Origin of the sequence: Pseudomonas sp. RC10-4-2, from assembly GCF_050433085.1 — a bacterium.
GTDB lineage: Bacteria > Pseudomonadota > Gammaproteobacteria > Pseudomonadales > Pseudomonadaceae > Pseudomonas > Pseudomonas aeruginosa.
Genome location: NZ_JBNPXX010000001.1, coordinates 1,516,988 through 1,532,790 on the forward strand (window position 1 = coordinate 1,516,988; position 15,803 = coordinate 1,532,790).

The following is a 15,803-nucleotide window of genomic DNA, read 5'->3' on the forward strand; positions in this document are numbered from 1 at the left end:
TACTTACTCAAGAGTGATGGAGCTGACCTGCCAGACGGTACGGTTGTAGTAGACCTGGTTTCTCAACTCAGGATAGCGGGCCATCGGGTAGATGATGAAAAGCGGTCCGCGTTCGCGGATCGCCATGTAGGCGCCGTTGCGGCGATAGGCGAGGATGGGCTGGTAGCTGTCGAGGTCGCTGTACGGGATGATCGCCGAGTAGTCGTTCAGCGCCAGCACGCGCAGGCGCGTGGGCGGCGCCAGGTCCAGGTGGCGCAGCAACAGGCTGAGGCGCACGCCTTGCCAGCGGGCGTTGGCCTCGCCGGGGAGCTGGGCTTCCAGGGTCTCGCTGGGCAGGGCTTCGAGGTCGGACAGGGTCAGCCGTACGGGAGCGTCGCCGGACCGCTGCAGGGTGACGATCGGACGTCCGCCCAGCGGCACGGGCTCCGCGGCCTGGGCAAGAGGCAGCCCCAGGCAACAGAGAAAGACGATTAATTGACGCGTTGACGGCATGTTGTCGGTCCACGACAGGATTCCGTCGATTATATCGGCAGCGTCGTGCTAAAACTGAAGGGCTGTGCAAAATCCCGGACGAACTGTCACTTATGCCGTTCGCGCCAAGCCCGCCACCAGGCGCCGCTGAGGACGAAGCGGGGGAAGGTGACGAACTGCTCGACGAGCAGGCGACTGACAGCGTCGCGCCGATCGCTGAATGGCTCGGGTGCCTGTTTCTCCAGCGCGTGTCCCTTGGCCTGGATCGCCAGGCCGGCGCCGATGCCGATGACACCGAGCACCACCTGCAGCAGGTCCAGGGCGAACAGGCCGCCGAGCAGCAGGATCGCAGCGACGATGAACAGCGGCACGGCGATCAGGTGCAGGACCAGGTTGGTCGGGTTGCGGTGGTTGGCGGCATAGCCGCGCCATTGCCAGGCGAGCAGGTTGGGATGACGTTTGCCCATGTTCTCGGTACTCCGTGACGGCGACCCGCGGGGCGGGTCGTTGCATGTCGTCGAGTCTAGGCGGGGTGCGGCAGCGCGGCGAATGATTCCTGCCTATCCGGGCGATAGGCAGGTGCGCCTGCGGATCAGAGGCGTAGCTGGCCGATGGCGCGGGTCAGATCGCCCGCCAGGTCGACCAGTTGCTGACTGGTGGCCGCCGACTCGACGGTCTGCTGCACGGTGAGTTCGGTGACGTCGCGGATGCCCACCACCGAACGGGTCATCTCTTCCGCGACCTGGCTCTGCTGTTCCGCGGCGACGGCGATCTGCGTGTTGCTTTCACGCATCTGCGCCACCGCGTTGGCGATCGCCGCCAGCGCCTCGCCGGCGTCGCCGGCCTGGCTGACGCAACCGTCTGCCTTGAGCGAGCTTTCCTGCATGAACTCCACGGCGTCGCGGGTACCCGACTGCAGGGCGAGGATCATCTGGGTGATCTCGTCGGTGGAGTCCTGCACGCGACGGGCGAGGTTGCGCACCTCATCGGCCACCACGGCGAAGCCGCGGCCCATTTCCCCGGCCCGCGCGGCCTCGATGGCGGCGTTGAGGGCAAGCAGGTTGGTCTGTTCGGCGATGCCGTGGATCACGTTGACCACGCCGCTGATCTTCTGGCTGTCCTCGGCCAGCTTCTGGATCATCTCGGCGGTGTCCTGGACGCCCTGGGACAACCCGGCGATCGACGCGCTGACCCGGCTCACCGCCTGCTGGCCGGCGCCGGCCAGGCGGTCGGCTTCCTGCGACTGGTCACGGGTGTCGGCGGCGTGCTGGGCGATATGGAAGACCGTGGTGGACATCTCGTTGATCGCGGTGGCGGTCTGGTCGGTCTCGCTCTGCTGGCCGAGCATGCCCTGGCGTACCTGGCCCATGCTGCGGGCCAGCGCCTGGGCGCCTTCGTCGAGCTTGGTAGCGGCCGCGGCGACGGTGCCGACGATGCGCTGGTAGCCGGCCTGCATGGCGTTGAAGGCACTGGCCATCTGGCCGACTTCGTCGCGTCCCTGCAGCGGTACGCGAGCGGACAGGTCGCCGCTCTTCTCGACGTGCAGCATCACGTCCTTGAGGGTATGCAGGTGGGTGAGGATGAAGCGGATCAGCAGTTGCGAGGCCGCCAGCAGCGCCAGCATCAGCACCAGCACGGCGACGGCGTAGGCGCCGGCCCGGTCGGCGAAGACCTGCCACAGGTCGCTGGCCGGGGCGAGCACGGCGAAGCGCTGGCCGGAGCCGGTCTGGCCGACCCAGGCGCCGAGCAGCGGGGTATCGCCCTGGCGCGCGCCGGACAACTCGATCCAACCCTGCCCCTTGCCCAGCGCCTGGGCAGCGGTGCCGCCCAGGCTCGCGGCCTGTTCCAGCGGCAGCAGGTTGCTGCGGGCGGGCAGGGCGCTGCCGGCTGGCCAGCTCTGAACCAGCTCGCCCTCGGCGGCGGCGGCGCGCTGGGCGGAAGCGTTGCGCCCGGCGGCTTCCTGCTGCATGGCGAACAACACCAGCAGCAGGGTGGTGAAGAAGGCCACCGCGTTGACGGCCCAGAACTTGTATTTCAGTGGAATGTCGCTGATCCAGGTGCCCATAGGGGGATTTCTTCTTATCGGCAAGCTAATGGCAAGGCGCCATTATCTTGAAAGCTGAGTAAGGGGCAATCGTTGATGCGGGTCAACGAGACCGTTCGTCAGCTTAGCGGCCGATCCGCCGGGAGCTTGAGGGCGATCTCAGTCGATCGTCGGCAGGCCGAAGAACTCCCGCGCCGCGGCGCTGGTGTGAGCGGCCAGGCGCTCCGCGCTCTCGCCGCGATGGCGGGCCACGCAGTCGAGCACCTCGACCAGGTAGGCCGGCTCGTTGCGCCCGTTCTTCGGCTTCGGCCGCAGGCTGCGCGGCAGCAGGTAGGGCGCGTCGCTTTCCAGCATGAGACGGCCGACCGGGATCTCGCCTACCAGATCATGCAGGTGGGTGCCGCGGCGCTCGTCGTTGATCCAGCCGGTGATGCCGATGTGCAGGTCGAGGTCGAGGTAGCCATACAGCGCCCGGCGCTCGCCGGTGAAACAATGTACGACGGCGGCCGGCAGGCGATCGCGGAAGTCGCGCAGGATCGCCAGCAGGCGCTCGCTGGCGTCGCGTTCGTGGAGGAACACCGGACGCTGTAGCTCGACGGCCAGTGCCAGTTGTTCCTCGAGGGCCTTTTCCTGGGCCGGACGGGGAGAGAAGTCGCGATTGAAGTCGAGGCCGCATTCGCCCACCGCGCGTACCCGCGGGTCGTCGAACAGGGCGCGCAGGCCGCGAGCGGTGTCGGCGTTCCAGTGGCTGGCCTCGTGGGGGTGGACGCCGGCGGTGGTAAACAGCCGGCCGCCCTCGTCGAGTTCGCCGCAGAGCTGCAGCGCCTGTTCGCTGTCGGCCAGGCTGGTGCCGGTGATGACCATCTGCACCACCCCGGCGGCGCGCGCGCGGGCGAGCAGTGCTTCACGTTCCGGGGCGAAGCTGGCGTGGGTCAGATTGACGCCGATATCGATGAGTTGCATGGTGCCTTCCTGGAATTCGCAGCGAGGCGGCGCCCCCTCGATCGCGCCGGACCCGCCGGGAGATGGGTGGCAAACCGCTTGTAGAACAATCCGTTATAATCGCAGATCGGGTTCTTCGGCGCCCGGATTATCTACCCAATGCCTCCGTTTGCAGCCGCTGTCGGAGAGGAACTTGCCAAGACTGCCATGCTCTGATTGATCCGGTCCCCCGGAGAGGGACATCGAGCCTGGCCTCTGGAGACCTGGATGACGCGTCTGTTGCTGCTTTCGCTTTGCCTGCTGGTGCTCGCACCCTTGCCGGCGGCTGCGCGCATCACCGGCCAGCCGGACAACTGGCACAGGGAACAGCCGGAGACCCGCGACCTGGCGAGCATCCGCCGCGCTGGCGTGCTCAAGGTGCTGGTCAACCAGAGCCGCAACAGCTCGGGCGAGGTGAAGGGCGAGCCGATCGGCGTCGAGTACCGTCGCCTGCGCGCCTTCGAGCAATACCTCAACAGCCGTTCGCCGTCCGCGCGGAACCTCACCCTCAAGCTCATACCCAAGCCCAAGGACCAGTTGCTTGCCGCCCTGCAGCGTGGCGAAGGCGACCTGGTCGCCCCCGGCGAACTGCTGCCGGCGCACGACGGCCTGCAGGTCAGCCCGAGCGCGCCGGTGCGCGCCGATGTGCCGCTGGTGCTGGTGGCGCGCAAGGGCAACCGGCGCTACACGCGCCTGGAGCAGTTGTCCGGGCGGACCATCCCGCTGCCGGCCGGCAGCGCCGCCGAGGGCGCCATCGAACTGGTCAACCAGCGCCTGGCGCAACGCCGCATGGCACCGATCCGGATCGAAAAGCTGGACGCTTCCCTGGCCGTCGAGGATGTGATGGAAATGGTCCAGGCAGGCATCCTCGGCTTCACCGTGGTCGAGCAGCCCATCGCCGAACGCTGGGCCAAGGTGCTGCCGAAGCTGCGCGTCGACCGCCACCTGGTGCTGGACAATCGCGCCGACATGGCCTGGTACGTGCGCCGCGATGCCAGCACCCTGCGCGCGACCATCGACCGCTTCCTCGCCGACTACCGCGCGCCGGCCGACCAGGACGTGGCTTTCCAGCGCGTCTACCGGCGCGCCTACAAGGTCCGCAACCCCCTCGGCGCGGCGGACCGCAAGCGCCTGGAAGCGGTCCGTCCACTGCTGCAGCGCTACGCGCAGCAGAGCAGCATGGACTGGCTGGCGCTGGCGGCGGTGGCCTACAAGGAGTCGCACCTGAACCCGAAGGCGCGCGGTTCCGGCGGCGCCAGCGGGCTGATGCAGATCACCCCGGCGGCGGCGCGCAGCGTCGGGGTCGGCAATGTGCACGACAAGGACAGCAACGTGCTGGCCGCCAGTCGCTACCTGACCAAGATCCGCAAGCAGTTCTTCTCCAGCAAGCACCTCGACGAGCGCGAGCGCCTGGCGTTCACCCTGGCGGCCTACAACATGGGCCCGGAGCGGGTACAGAACCTGCGCACCCAGGCGCGTCGCCGGGGGCTCGATCCGAATCGCTGGTTCTTCCAGGTCGAGCGGGTGGCTGCGGAAGAGATAGGCATGGGTGTGGTGAGTTATGTCAGCAGCGTCAACAAGTACTACCTTGCATATGAACGCGAACGGGTTCGCCTGGAGCCCGGGGTGCGTGCGAAGACGGCGACGGCTCAAAAATAATCTATAAATTCGATATTGATAACGCGTTTTTTGCGGTTTTAATATCGAATTATCTTGCCTATAGTGTGCCCATCTTATCCCACACCTGAGGACGCACCATGAATCCACTGATCAAGACCATCCTGTCGACCAACGCCGGTGCCGGCCTGGCCATCCTGCGTATCGTCACCGGTCTTACCCTGATGTCCCACGGTTCGCAAAAGCTCTTCGGCATGTTCGGCGGCGCCGGCCTGAACGGCATGGCGCAGTGGTTCGAATCCATCGGCCTGACCCCTGGCTACCTGCTGGCGACCCTGGCCGGCAGCGCCGAGTTCTTCGGCGGCCTGGCGCTGGTGATCGGCCTGCTGGTGCGTCCGGCGTCGGTGGTGGTGGGCTTCACCATGATCGTGGCGATCTTCAGCGTGCACATCGGCAATGGCTTCTTCATCACCGACAACGGCTATGAATATGCCCTGACCCTGCTGATGATCAGCGTGGCGCTGCTGATCGATGGCGCCGGCAAGTTCTCGCTGGACGGCAAGCTGTCCCGCTGAACCGGGCTGGCGACGAAAAAGGGCGGACACCTTCGGGTGGCCGCCCTTTTTCGTTGCGGCGCGCAGCACAAGGTTTCCGCCTCGCCGGCCACGCCAGGGCTGCACCCCTGAGGGTAGCGTTATCCGCCGAAGCGCCCTTCGCCGCGTTCTTGGCGTTTCCGTGTCGGTCAGCGCTGCTCGGCCTGGCGCATCTGTTCCAGCGCGCCCAGGCGCAAGCGTTCCTGTTCGCTGAAGCGCTCCTCGGCCAGGCGTTCGACCGCCGCGCGGCGGTCGGCTTCGCTCAGCCCGGTATTGCCTTCGATCCGGCTCTTCTCGGCGAAATAGTCGTCCAGCCGGCCCTTCCAGGCCGAGCGTTGCCGATCGAGTTGCTCCAGGCGGGTGGTGGCTTCGGCGCCCACCAGTTGCTGACGCATCTGGCGGATGGCTTCCGGGCCGGCGCCAGCGGCCTGGAGGGCGGCGGTCTGCTGCTGCAGTTCGCTTTGCAGTTGCGGCAGCACGCTTTCCTGCTGGTCTTCCGGCAGGCTGGCGCGCAGGCGGTCGATGGCGGCGGCCTTTTCCTCGGCGCTGAGCTTGCCGTCCTGGCGGATCGCCAGGCGCTCCAGGGTGAACTGGTTGTAGGTTTCCTCGTCGGCGAAGAACGCCACGTGCGCTTCGTTGCTGAAGATCCGCGCGCGCAGGGCTTTCACCGCGGCTTCCCGCTGGCGCAGGGCGTCGAGGTCGGCCAGGCGCGGCAGGTCGCGTTCGAGCAGCACCAGTTCCTTCTTGTAGTCGATGTATTGCTGCATCAGCGCCAACGCCTGGCCGCGCGCCGGCTCCTGGAGTTCGGCGGCGATGTAGGCGCGCAGGCGGTCCAGGCTTTGCTGCAGGGGCTCTTCGCCGACGGCGCTGAGGAAGTAGTCGAACAGGTTGCGGATGTCGCGGGTGATCAGCAGGTTGCCGCTGGCGTCGACACTGAAACTGCCATCGACGCTGGTGCCCCTGAAGGAGGTTGGCAGCGGCGCGACCTTGGCCGGCATGACCTGGGGGGCCGGCACCGCTTCTCCCGCGGAGGCTGCTGGCGGGGCGTGGACTGCGCCCGCCTGCGCGCTGGCCGGGGGCGCCGTCTCGGGTGCGGGGGAAGGTTCCAGCCAGACGAACCAGACCAGGCTGGCGGCGAACGCCAGTGGAATCAGCAGGAGGATTTTCTTCACGCGAGGGGGCTTCCGGGAAAGGGCCGGGGCCGAGGCCCCGGCCGGGGTCCTACAGGCTGGCGTTCTTCAGGCGGTTGGCGTGCTGGCGGTAGACGCTGACCGGGCTGGTCTCGAACAGGCTGGTGAGGCCGAAGACCTGGTTCACCTCGTCCAGGTGGTTCATCCGGTAGTTGTCGCGGATCACCATGCCCAGGTGCGAACTGCAGGTGCCGACCAGGCCGTCGTTGGCGGTGCCGTTCTTGAAGGTCAGCGACGAGGCGCCGAGGAAGGCGTCGCTCGGATCGAGGAAGTTGGTCAGCGGCGAGGAACCGCTCCAGGAGTAATAGCTCACGCCGTTGACCTTGTAGGCGCCCTCGCCGCAGGCCGAGGTGGGGACGCCCTGCGGGTACTTGGCGTTGAAGCGCGCGGCCCCCTCGCTGTTCAGCGACTCCAGCGAGCCCAGTGAATTCTGCGTACCGGTGCTGCCGCTGGAAAGGAAGCTGATCAGCGCGCCGAGGCTGTTGACCAGCCCGGAGAGGATTGCCTCGCCGGCCGAACCCGGTGGGATCTGGCGCAGGAAGTCGGCGGTGTCCGAACCCTTGTGCGGGGCGCCGACGCTGGTGGCGGAAGCGATCAGGTCGGGACGTACGGCGGCGACGTAGCGGATGGTCGGCCCGCCGTGGCTGTGGCCGATCAGGTTGACCTTGGGCTGGCCGCTGAGGGCGACGATTTCCTCCACCTGTTGCAGCAACTGCTCGCCGCGGACTTCCGAGGTGTCCAACTGGCTGACTTCGGTGACGTAGACCTGGGCACCGTCACGGCGCAAGGCGCTGGGAATGCCGAACCAGTAGTCGACCCCGAGGATGTTGTCGAAGCCGAGCATGCCGTGGGCCAGCACGATGGGGTATTTGGTCTGGGTGTAGGTGCTGGCCTGGATCAGAGGGCTGGCAGCGAGAGAGGCGAGGCCGATGGCCAGGCCGAGGGGGAGCAGAGACTTCTTCTTCATGTTGTTCTCATCTCAGGTTGATGGGGCCGAGGGGCGCGTCCTGCCAGCCATCGCCCGAATCCTTCCGGGAGAACCGCTTCGCTGTCCCTTGCGCAGGAACCGTGCCAGCTTCGGCTTTTTTCCTCCAGGCCAGGAAATCCGCGGCTTCCTGGCGGCCGGTCATAACCTGCGTGGCAGAGCGGAAGAGGCGGGTTGTTACGGCGCGAAACGCTCGTTTGAATCTTCCCCGCACAACGCCCAGCGACCGAGTGTGCGGTAGCGCACGCCCGCGGCGTCGTTTTGCGAGCAAAACAGGCTGAAATGGTCGACCTGCCATACGAAGGTTGGGGGTGGCGGGGCGTCCTCCAGCGGCGCGGCATCGCGAGCCAGGGTCAGATGGGCGCTGAATAAGCGGGTTTCCACGGGCAGCTCCAGTTCGGCAAGGCCGGAGCGCAGGGCGCGGCGCAGGCGCAGGAGGGCGCCGGGCGGTTGGCTGGGGGCCAGCAGCAGGATGCCGTTCCTCCAGCGCAGCAGGCGGTCGAGACACAGGTCGAAGGGCGCGGCCTCGATGGCCGCGGCCATGTCCAGCAGGGCCTCGAGCCGAGCGGACGGGACCTGCCCGAGGAAGGCCAGGGTCAGGTGCAGGTTCGCCGTCGCCACCTGGCGTCCGGGCAGTGGCCGGTCATCGCGCCACCGGCCGATCCGCTCGGCGAGGGGAGGTGGGCAGGGCAGGGCGAAGAACAGGCGAAGAAAGCGATCGGGCATGGGCGCCTCCGCGTGTTTCTTGACAGTCTCCATGCGGCTTTTCTAGGATGCGCGTGCGCCGATTTAAACAGCAACTTGCGGGGCGCCCGGCAGCAGCCGAAATACCGCTAAAGCGCTGGCTCGGTGTTGCCTCTCACCGCTGTCCAGCGGGACCGAAGAGGCGGAGACATGACGTCATGACCTGTCCCAGCACGCAATTGCGCCTGGCACCCATCACCACCGGCCTGGTCCGGCGGAACCCGAGGATTCTCCTCAGCGGCCCGCACCAGCCGACCCTCGTCCGTTACCTCGAAGGCTGGCCGAAGCGCTGGAACGGTTCGCGTACCTTCCTTATCCAGTTCGCCCAGGACGGCAAGGACCTGGCGCGCTTCCCCAGCGACGCGTTCGACTTCGCCGTGGTCCAGGCCCCCGAGGCGGAAGACCTGGACCTGGTGGTCCGGCAACTGATCCGGGTCGCCCGCCAGGGCCTGATCACCCGCCGTATCCTGCGCTGAGCGCGTGACCCCTCAGGGCGCCGGCGGATACTCGATCTCGACGACGAACCAGAGCTTTTCCCCGGCCGGGGTGCGCACCAGCACCTCGGCGTCCAGCTCCTTGCCGACCAGTGCGCGGGCGAGCGGCGAGTCGATGCTGATCTGGTTGTTGCGCAGGTCCAGTTCGTCGGGGCCGACGATGCGATAGCGGGCCTGCTCGCCGTCTTCGTCTTCCAGGGTCACCCAGGCGCCGAAGTACACCCGGTTCGGATCCGCCGGCCGCTCGCCGACCACTTTCAGGTTCTCCAGGCGCTTGCGCAGGAAGCGCACGCGACTGTCGATCTCGCGCAGCATCTTCTTGCCGTAGATGTATTCGGCGTTTTCCGAGCGATCGCCGAGGGCGGCGGCTTCGCTGACCGCCTGGGTCACCTGGGGACGGCGCACGTGCCAGAGTTCATGCAGCTCTGCGCGTAACCGCGCGGCGCCCTCCGGAGTGATCAGCGGGGTGCCGGCGGTGCGCGGTGGACGATAGCGACTCATGGTTCGGGTGGTTCCACAAATGAACGGATGAAAGCCTGCCAGTGTATCCGATCAGCCCTCGCGCAGGACCCGCAGCGGGCTGCTGTTGAGGGCGCGACGGGTGCCCAGCAGGCCGGCGCCGCCTACCAGCACGGCGCCCACCAGAGGCAGCGCGAGCAACCAGGGATGCGCTTGCCACGGCAGGTCGAAGACCAGTCGGTAGAGCAGCAGGCTGACCGCCTCGCAGCCGAGCGCCGCGAGCAGGCCGCTGACTGCGCCGAGCAGGGCGAACTCGACCCGCCGGGTACGTTGCAGCAACTCGCGCTCGGCACCCAGCGCGCGCAGCAGGGCACCCTGGCGCACGCGCTCGTCGAGGGTCGCCTGGAGACCGGCGAAGAGCACCACGAAGCCCGCCGCGAGAACGAACACCAGCACGTACTCCACGGCCAGGGTGACCTGGTCGAGGATGCTCCGCAGCTGGCTCAGCAGGGCGTCTACCGGCAGCAGGGTGACGGTGGGGAAGGCGCGGGCCAGTTCGATCAGGTCGCGTTCCTGGCTGGCCGGCAGGTAGAAGCTGGTCAGGTAGGTCACCGGCAGGTCGGTCAGGGTGCCGGGCTGGAAGACCATGAAGAAGTTCGGCTGGAAATTGTCCCACTTCACCTTGCGCAGGCTCTGGACCTGGACCTCGCGATTCTGCCCGGCGACGCTGAAGGTGAGCCGGTCGCCGACCTGGATACGCAGGTTGGCGGCCAGCTTCTCTTCCACCGACACGCCCGGCAGGGCCCCCGGCTGCGGCGCGCTCCACCAGCGTCCGGCGGTGAGCTGGTTGCCGGAGGGCAGTCGCTCCGACCAGGTCAGGCCGAGGTCGCGCTGCAGGGCACGCTCGCTGCGCACGTCTTCGTCGAGCGCCTGGACCGGCTTGCCGTTCACCGCTACCAGGCGCCCGGGAACCATGGGGAACAGCGGCTCGGCGCCGGGGGAGAGCTTTTGCACGCGACGTTCGAAGGCTTCCTTTTCCGTCGGCAGGATGTTCAGGGCGAAATGGTTGGGGGCGTCCGGCGGCAACTGGGCCTGCCAGGTATCCAGCAGTTCGCCGCGAAGCAGGGCGATCAGGGCCATGGCCAGCAGGATCAGGCCGAAGGCCAGGCTCTGTCCGGCGGCGGCCAGCGGGTGCCGCAACAACTGGCCGAGTCCCAGCCGCCATGGCAGGCTGGCACGCGCCAGTGCCCGGCGCAGGCCGTTCAGGCCGAGCAGCAGGAGGGCGCCGAGCACCAGCGTGGCGACCAGGCCGCCGCCGAGCAGGGCGAGGGTCAGCTTCAGGTCGAGACTCAACCGCCACATGATCAGGCCCAGGGCGAGCAGGGCGCAGGCGTAGGCCATCCAGGTGCGCACCGGCACCGGCAGCAGGTCGCTGCGCAGGACCCGCAACGGCGGTACCCGGCCCAGGGCTGCCAGCGGCGGCAGGGCGAAGCCGGCCAGCGCTACCAGGCCGGTGGCGATCCCGGCGAAGGCGGGGAACAGGCCGCCGGCTGGTACGTCCGGCGGCAGCAGCGTGGCGAGCAGGCGGAACAGGCCGAGCTGTGCCAACCAGCCGAGCAGGGCGCCGATGGCGCTGGCGAGCAGGCCCAGCAGCAACAGTTGCAGCGCGTAGAGGAGCAGGGTTTCGCTGCGCGACAGACCGAGGCAGCGCAGCAGCGCGCTGGCGTCGTAGCGCCGTGCAGCGAAACGGGCGGCGGACAACGCCACGGCGACGCCGGCGAGCAGCACCGCGGCCAGGCTGGCCAGGTTCAGGTAGCGCTCGGCACGGCCGAGGGCATCGCCCACCTGGCGGTTGCCGTCGCGGGCATCCTGCAGGCGCTGGTTGGCGGCGAGGCTGCCCTTGACCTGCTGGCGATAGGCCTGGAGGGCTTCCGGCGGGCCTTCCCACAGATCGCGGTAGCGCACCCGGCTGCCCGGCTGGACCACCCCGGTGGCATCGAGGTCGGCCAGGCTCATCATGGCGCGGGGCGTCAGGCTGTAGAAGTCGCCGGCGCGGTCCGGCTCGTAGGTAAGGATGCGCGCGATGCGCAGAGGCTTGCGGCCGATCTCGATGCTGTCGCCGACCTTCAGGTCGAGGCTGACCAGCAGGCGCGATTCGACCCATACCTCGCCCGCCTGCGGACGACCGCCGGCCTGCTCGGCGGCGAACGGCGCGGCAGCGCTCTTGAGCTGGCCGCGCAGGGGGTAGCGGTCGCCGACCGCCTTGATGCTGCTGAGCTGGATGCCCTGGTCGGTGGCGATCACGCTGGAAAACTCGACGCTGTCGGCGTGGCGCAGGCCCAGACGGGTGCCGCGTTCGATCTGTTCGGCGCTTGCCGGCTGGGTACCGTTGAGCACCAGGTCGGCGCCGAGGAACTCGGCGGCGCGGGCGAGCATGGCGCCGTTCAGGCGGGCGCTGAAATAGCCGATGGCGGTGCTCGAGGCGACCGCGATCAGCAGGGCGAAGAACAGCACGCGCAGCTCGCCGCTGCGCGACTCGCGGAACAATTGGCGACCGGCGAGGCTCAGCAGGCGGGAGAGGGGCACCGGCTTCATCAGGGTTCGACCCGGTCGATCAGGCGTCCGCTTTCCAGACGGATCAGGCGCCGGCAGCGATGCGCCAGACGCTCGTCGTGGGTAACCAGGACCAGGGTGGTACCGCGTTCGCGGTTGAGTTCGAAGAGCAGATCGCTGATCCGCTCGCCGGTGGCGCTGTCGAGGTTGCCGGTGGGTTCGTCGGCGAACAGCACGTCCGGCTGCGCCGCGAAGGCACGGGCAATGGCGACCCGCTGCTGCTCGCCGCCGGAGAGCTGGCGCGGATAGTGGCCCAGGCGTTGGCCGAGGCCGACTCGCTCAAGCAGTTCTCTGGCGCGCTGGCGAGCGTCGGCGCGGCCTTCCAGTTCCAGGGGCAGCATCACGTTCTCCAGCGCATCGAGGCTGTCGAGCAACTGGAACGACTGGAACACGAAGCCTACATGGGCCGCGCGGACGCGCGCCCGCTGGTCCTCGTCGAGGTCGCCGAGGGCGTGCCCGGCGAGACGGACCTCGCCGCCGCTGGGCTGGTCGAGCCCGGCGAGCAGGCCGAGCAGGGTCGACTTGCCGGAGCCGGAGCTGCCGACGATCGCCAGGCTGTCGCCGCGGGCGAGGTCGAGGGAGAGGTCGTGGAGGATGGTCAACTTGCCTTCCGCGCTACCGACAACCTTGCTAAGGTTCTGCGCGTTGAGAATGCTGGCGCTCATGGAGGTTCCGATGCGTGCATTGCTGTTGAGCGGCTGCCTGGCCCTGGTCCTGCTGACCCAGCAGGCCGCGGCGCAGACGCTGTTGGTCGTGGGCGATAGTATCAGCGCCGCTTTGGGACTGGATACCAGCCAGGGCTGGGTCGCCCTGTTGCAGAAGCGCCTCGCCGACGAAGGTTACGACTACCGGGTGGTGAACGCCTCGATCAGCGGCGACACCTCCGCGGGCGGCCTGGCGCGCCTGCCGGCGCTGCTTGCCGAGGAGAAGCCGGCGCTGGTGGTGATCGAGCTGGGAGGCAACGACGGGCTGCGCGGAATGGCACCGGCGCAATTGCAACAGAATCTTGCCAGCATGGCGCAAAAGGCCCGGGCGGAAGGAGCGAAGGTGCTGCTGCTGGGTATCCAGTTGCCACCGAACTACGGCCCGCGCTACATCGAGGCCTTTTCCAGGGTCTACGGCGCGGTCGCGGCGCAGGAAAAGACCGCCCTGGTGCCGTTTTTCCTCGAAGGGGTCGGCGGGGTCCAGGGGATGATGCAGGCGGATGGCATCCATCCGGCGCTCGCCGCCCAGCCGAGGCTCCTGGAAAATGTCTGGCCGACGCTGAAACCGCTGCTTTGAGACTTCCCCGGGAAACCGCTTTCGGCTAAGGTTGCGCACCCCTCAGGAGCCCCCCATGCCGCGTCCCGCCTGGACCCTCTACGCCTATCAACTGATCGAGCCCGACGATCAGCTGGACCTGTTCGCCTGTCGCGAGGTCCGGGTGCATGTGGTGGCGCGTCAGCTGGAGCTGGATACCCCGGCGGACCGCACGCTTTGCGGCAAGCTGCTGCCGGCCCAGCCGCGCTGGCAGCCGCTGGAACGGGCGCGTCTGCGCGACCGGCTGCTGTGTCCCGATTGCCGGAAACAACTGGAGGCGGAAAAGCGCGGGGAGCGCCTGTCCTGGTTGGTCTGAGCCCTCCCGGTGAAACCTGGCGGGGTGTTACACTGTCTTTCCTACTCCTTCATCGCACTCGCCAAGGATTCTCCGGAATGTTGTCGCGCGTACCCGTTGTCTCACTGTCTTTCGCCGCGCTGCTTTCGGCCGGCTCCGCATCGGCCCTGGAACTGCAGCTCCCGCCTCCGGGCGAGGACGTCGTCGGCCAGGTCCAGGTGATCAAGGCCAAGTACGAGGACACTTTCGCCGACCTCGGCGAGCAGTACAACCTGGGCTACAGCGAAATGGTCGCCGCCAACCCCGGTGTCGATCCCTGGCTGCCGGGCGTCGGCACCGAGGTGATCATCCCTACCCGCTTCGTGCTGCCGCCTGGCCCGCGCGAAGGCGTGGTGATCAACCTGGCCGAATACCGCCTGTACTACTACCCGAAAGGGCAGAACGTGGTGCACACCTATCCGCTGGGCATCGGCCGCGAGGGCTGGGGTTCGCCGATCGCGAACACCCGCATCACCGCCAAGACCAAGGACCCGGCCTGGTATCCGCCGGCCTCGATCCGCGCCGAGCACGCCGCCGATGGCGATCCGCTGCCGACCGTGGTGCCGCCGGGCCCGGACAATCCGCTGGGGCCGTACAAGCTGACCCTGGGCGTGCCGGGCTACCTGATCCATGGTTCGAACAAGAAGTTCGGCATCGGCACCCGCACCAGCCATGGCTGCTTCCGCATGTACAACGCCGACGTGACCCACCTGTTCTCGATGATCAGCGTCGGCACCAGCGTGCGTATCATCAACGAGCCCTACAAGTTCGGCGTGAGCAACGGCAAGGTCTACCTGGAGGCGCATACGCCGCTGAACGACCATGGCGACCCGTCGGTGGTGGACAAGCACACCGCGGTGATCAACACCCTGCTCAAGCGCGACGACCTGGCCAAGCGTATCCAGTTGAACTGGGACGTGGTCCGCGAAGTGGTGGCCTCGGAGGATGGCGTGCCGGTGGAAATCGCCCAGGAATCGGCGCCGGCGATGACCGCGACGGTGGATAGCGATCCTACCCAGCATACGCCCTGACGGAGAGCGTCGAGGCAGAGGCCCGCGTACCCGCAAGGGACGCGGGTTTTTTCATGCCCGGCGAAACGCAGGCATAAAAAAACCGGCCCCGAGGGACCGGTTTTCAACAGGTCGTGAGACCTATTACTTGCGGCTGGCTTTTTCCAGCATGCGCAGGGCACGCTCGTTAGCCTCGTCAGCGGTCTGCTGAGCTTTCTGAGCAGCGCCCAGAGCTTCGTCAGCCTTGCGATAGGCTTCGTCAGCGCGAGCCTGAGCACGAGCAGCTGCGTCTTCGGTAGCGGTCAGACGAGCTTCGGTTTCTTTGGAGTGGCTGCTGCAACCGGTGGCCAGAACAGCAGCCAGAGCCAGAGCAGAGAATTTCAGAACGTTGTTCATCGTGTTCCCCTTAAGGTGGACATTTCCATAACAGCAATCTCCCCAGCCGGGGAAATTAGCCGGCTACATACTACCCATTACTTGTAGTAAGTAAACTGACCAAGCGCAAGCCGAGCAACTTTTTTTTTAGTCCCCCCGACTTTAGCAGTAGTTGGAGTGTCGTTTGTTCAAAAAATATCCAGCGTGCGGCGCAAGTAAGCAATTTCCCGGACCTTGGGTAGAGTTGCTGCAAGAGGCGGGGGATGAGGGCTGCCGGGTTGTCGAGAATGTTCCGGAGTGGCTGGCGCTTATCGACTTGGCGGGGAGTGGCAAGTAACAACTAAGTTGCCAGCATGTTGCCGGAAATGCCGTAAGTATTGGTGCGGAAATGAAAAAGGCCCGGCTAACTTGATTAGCCGGGCCTTCTTGCGATCTGGCGGTGAGGGAGGGATTCGAACCCTCGATACGGTTTCCCGTATACACACTTTCCAGGCGTGCTCCTTCAACCACTCGGACACCTCACCAGGTTCTCGACAGCGCCGTGTCTGTCGAGGCGCGCAATTTACTCGAACATTTCCCGCTTGGCAAATATTT

Annotated in this window: 17 protein-coding genes and 1 tRNA gene; 6 read left to right on the forward strand and 12 right to left on the reverse strand. The window is 67.1% G+C overall.

Annotated features, from left to right (window positions below; translation table 11 throughout):
* Positions 1 to 3: 3 nt before the first annotated feature.
* The 4 genes from FHW81_RS07115 to FHW81_RS07130 all read right to left on the reverse strand — a co-directional run bounded on the left by FHW81_RS07115 (position 4) and on the right by FHW81_RS07130 (position 3,478).
* Complete coding sequence (locus FHW81_RS07115; protein ID WP_003119860.1) at positions 4 to 492, reverse strand: hypothetical protein; 489 nt, start codon at positions 490 to 492, stop codon at positions 4 to 6.
* A gap of 86 nt (positions 493 to 578) precedes the next feature.
* Positions 579 to 938: an Mpo1-like protein gene (locus tag FHW81_RS07120; RefSeq protein ID WP_060774209.1), complete on the reverse strand. Its 360-nt coding sequence runs from the start codon at positions 936 to 938 to the stop codon at positions 579 to 581.
* 125 nt (positions 939 to 1,063) lie between these two features.
* Positions 1,064 to 2,536, reverse strand: a complete 1,473-nt coding sequence (locus tag FHW81_RS07125; protein ID WP_003110283.1) for a methyl-accepting chemotaxis protein — start codon at positions 2,534 to 2,536, stop codon at positions 1,064 to 1,066.
* A gap of 138 nt (positions 2,537 to 2,674) precedes the next feature.
* The gene (locus FHW81_RS07130; RefSeq protein ID WP_003160580.1) at positions 2,675 to 3,478 is read right to left on the reverse strand and encodes a TatD family hydrolase; all 804 of its coding nucleotides are present in this window, start codon (positions 3,476 to 3,478) and stop codon (positions 2,675 to 2,677) included.
* A gap of 246 nt (positions 3,479 to 3,724) precedes the next feature.
* Between FHW81_RS07130 and FHW81_RS07135 the strand changes: the two genes are divergently transcribed.
* Together FHW81_RS07135 and FHW81_RS07140 are read left to right on the forward strand one after the other, a co-directional pair.
* Complete coding sequence (locus tag FHW81_RS07135; protein ID WP_003452390.1) at positions 3,725 to 5,155, forward strand: transglycosylase SLT domain-containing protein; 1,431 nt, start codon at positions 3,725 to 3,727, stop codon at positions 5,153 to 5,155.
* 98 nt (positions 5,156 to 5,253) lie between these two features.
* A complete protein-coding gene (locus tag FHW81_RS07140) occupies positions 5,254 to 5,688 on the forward strand; it encodes a DoxX family protein (protein ID WP_003090958.1) in 435 nt (144 codons plus the stop codon).
* A gap of 167 nt (positions 5,689 to 5,855) precedes the next feature.
* Here FHW81_RS07140 and FHW81_RS07145 read toward each other — a convergent pair whose 3' ends face one another.
* From FHW81_RS07145 to thpR, 3 genes are all read right to left on the reverse strand, one after another.
* Entirely contained in the window at positions 5,856 to 6,878 is a 1,023-nt protein-coding gene (locus tag FHW81_RS07145; protein WP_106120631.1) for a lipase secretion chaperone, read from the reverse strand.
* 49 nt (positions 6,879 to 6,927) lie between these two features.
* Positions 6,928 to 7,863 (reverse strand): triacylglycerol lipase, encoded by a 936-nt coding sequence (gene lipA, locus FHW81_RS07150; protein WP_003143713.1) that lies wholly within the window; start codon positions 7,861 to 7,863, stop codon positions 6,928 to 6,930.
* 195 nt (positions 7,864 to 8,058) lie between these two features.
* Entirely contained in the window at positions 8,059 to 8,607 is a 549-nt protein-coding gene (gene thpR / locus FHW81_RS07155; protein ID WP_023084132.1) for an RNA 2',3'-cyclic phosphodiesterase, read from the reverse strand.
* Positions 8,608 to 8,783: 176 nt separating this feature from the next.
* Here thpR and FHW81_RS07160 point away from each other — a divergent pair, with 176 nt between their 5' ends.
* Entirely contained in the window at positions 8,784 to 9,101 is a 318-nt protein-coding gene (locus tag FHW81_RS07160; protein WP_003104187.1) for a hypothetical protein, read from the forward strand.
* Between the two features lie 12 nt (positions 9,102 to 9,113).
* Here FHW81_RS07160 and greB read toward each other — a convergent pair whose 3' ends face one another.
* Genes greB through FHW81_RS07175 form a run of 3 tightly spaced genes read right to left on the reverse strand, consistent with a single transcriptional unit; the run spans position 9,114 to position 12,856 of the window.
* Entirely contained in the window at positions 9,114 to 9,620 is a 507-nt protein-coding gene (gene greB / locus FHW81_RS07165; RefSeq protein ID WP_003090951.1) for a transcription elongation factor GreB, read from the reverse strand.
* A gap of 51 nt (positions 9,621 to 9,671) precedes the next feature.
* Entirely contained in the window at positions 9,672 to 12,164 is a 2,493-nt protein-coding gene (locus FHW81_RS07170) for an ABC transporter permease (RefSeq protein WP_079280093.1), read from the reverse strand.
* 8 nt (positions 12,165 to 12,172) lie between these two features.
* Positions 12,173 to 12,856: an ABC transporter ATP-binding protein gene (locus FHW81_RS07175; RefSeq protein ID WP_003119866.1), complete on the reverse strand. Its 684-nt coding sequence runs from the start codon at positions 12,854 to 12,856 to the stop codon at positions 12,173 to 12,175.
* 10 nt (positions 12,857 to 12,866) lie between these two features.
* Here FHW81_RS07175 and tesA point away from each other — a divergent pair, with 10 nt between their 5' ends.
* The 3 genes from tesA (at position 12,867) to FHW81_RS07190 (ending at position 14,855) form a co-directional block, all read left to right on the forward strand.
* On the forward strand, positions 12,867 to 13,472 hold the full coding sequence (tesA, locus tag FHW81_RS07180) for an esterase TesA (RefSeq protein WP_003114753.1): 606 nt from the start codon (positions 12,867 to 12,869) through the stop codon (positions 13,470 to 13,472).
* Between the two features lie 55 nt (positions 13,473 to 13,527).
* Positions 13,528 to 13,806, forward strand: a complete 279-nt coding sequence (locus FHW81_RS07185; RefSeq protein ID WP_003090947.1) for a hypothetical protein — start codon at positions 13,528 to 13,530, stop codon at positions 13,804 to 13,806.
* A 77-nt stretch (positions 13,807 to 13,883) separates the two neighbouring features.
* The gene (locus tag FHW81_RS07190) at positions 13,884 to 14,855 is read left to right on the forward strand and encodes a L,D-transpeptidase family protein (RefSeq protein ID WP_023091193.1); all 972 of its coding nucleotides are present in this window, start codon (positions 13,884 to 13,886) and stop codon (positions 14,853 to 14,855) included.
* 123 nt (positions 14,856 to 14,978) lie between these two features.
* Here FHW81_RS07190 and oprI read toward each other — a convergent pair whose 3' ends face one another.
* Positions 14,979 to 15,230, reverse strand: coding sequence for an outer membrane lipoprotei OprI (gene oprI, locus FHW81_RS07195; RefSeq protein ID WP_003090944.1), 252 nt, complete (start codon positions 15,228 to 15,230; stop codon positions 14,979 to 14,981).
* A 413-nt stretch (positions 15,231 to 15,643) separates the two neighbouring features.
* Positions 15,644 to 15,733 (reverse strand) — tRNA-Ser (locus FHW81_RS07200).
* Positions 15,734 to 15,803: the final 70 nt, after the last annotated feature.

What these genes read in the sequence shown, in the direction of transcription:
- thpR (WP_023084132.1), bottom strand. Translation starts at nt 8,607, where the DNA reads ATGCCCGATCGCTTTCTTCGCCTGTTCTTCGCCCTGCCCTGCCCACCT.
- FHW81_RS07120 (WP_060774209.1), bottom strand. Translation starts at nt 938, where the DNA reads ATGGGCAAACGTCATCCCAACCTGCTCGCCTGGCAATGGCGCGGCTAT.
- FHW81_RS07175 (WP_003119866.1), bottom strand. Translation starts at nt 12,856, where the DNA reads ATGAGCGCCAGCATTCTCAACGCGCAGAACCTTAGCAAGGTTGTCGGT.
- FHW81_RS07140 (WP_003090958.1), top strand. Translation starts at nt 5,254, where the DNA reads ATGAATCCACTGATCAAGACCATCCTGTCGACCAACGCCGGTGCCGGC.
- FHW81_RS07160 (WP_003104187.1), top strand. Translation starts at nt 8,784, where the DNA reads ATGACCTGTCCCAGCACGCAATTGCGCCTGGCACCCATCACCACCGGC.
- FHW81_RS07135 (WP_003452390.1), top strand. Translation starts at nt 3,725, where the DNA reads ATGACGCGTCTGTTGCTGCTTTCGCTTTGCCTGCTGGTGCTCGCACCC.
- FHW81_RS07115 (WP_003119860.1), bottom strand. Translation starts at nt 492, where the DNA reads ATGCCGTCAACGCGTCAATTAATCGTCTTTCTCTGTTGCCTGGGGCTG.
- FHW81_RS07185 (WP_003090947.1), top strand. Translation starts at nt 13,528, where the DNA reads ATGCCGCGTCCCGCCTGGACCCTCTACGCCTATCAACTGATCGAGCCC.
- lipA (WP_003143713.1), bottom strand. Translation starts at nt 7,863, where the DNA reads ATGAAGAAGAAGTCTCTGCTCCCCCTCGGCCTGGCCATCGGCCTCGCC.
- tesA (WP_003114753.1), top strand. Translation starts at nt 12,867, where the DNA reads ATGCGTGCATTGCTGTTGAGCGGCTGCCTGGCCCTGGTCCTGCTGACC.
- FHW81_RS07125 (WP_003110283.1), bottom strand. Translation starts at nt 2,536, where the DNA reads ATGGGCACCTGGATCAGCGACATTCCACTGAAATACAAGTTCTGGGCC.
- FHW81_RS07190 (WP_023091193.1), top strand. Translation starts at nt 13,884, where the DNA reads ATGTTGTCGCGCGTACCCGTTGTCTCACTGTCTTTCGCCGCGCTGCTT.
- FHW81_RS07130 (WP_003160580.1), bottom strand. Translation starts at nt 3,478, where the DNA reads ATGCAACTCATCGATATCGGCGTCAATCTGACCCACGCCAGCTTCGCC.
- oprI (WP_003090944.1), bottom strand. Translation starts at nt 15,230, where the DNA reads ATGAACAACGTTCTGAAATTCTCTGCTCTGGCTCTGGCTGCTGTTCTG.
- greB (WP_003090951.1), bottom strand. Translation starts at nt 9,620, where the DNA reads ATGAGTCGCTATCGTCCACCGCGCACCGCCGGCACCCCGCTGATCACT.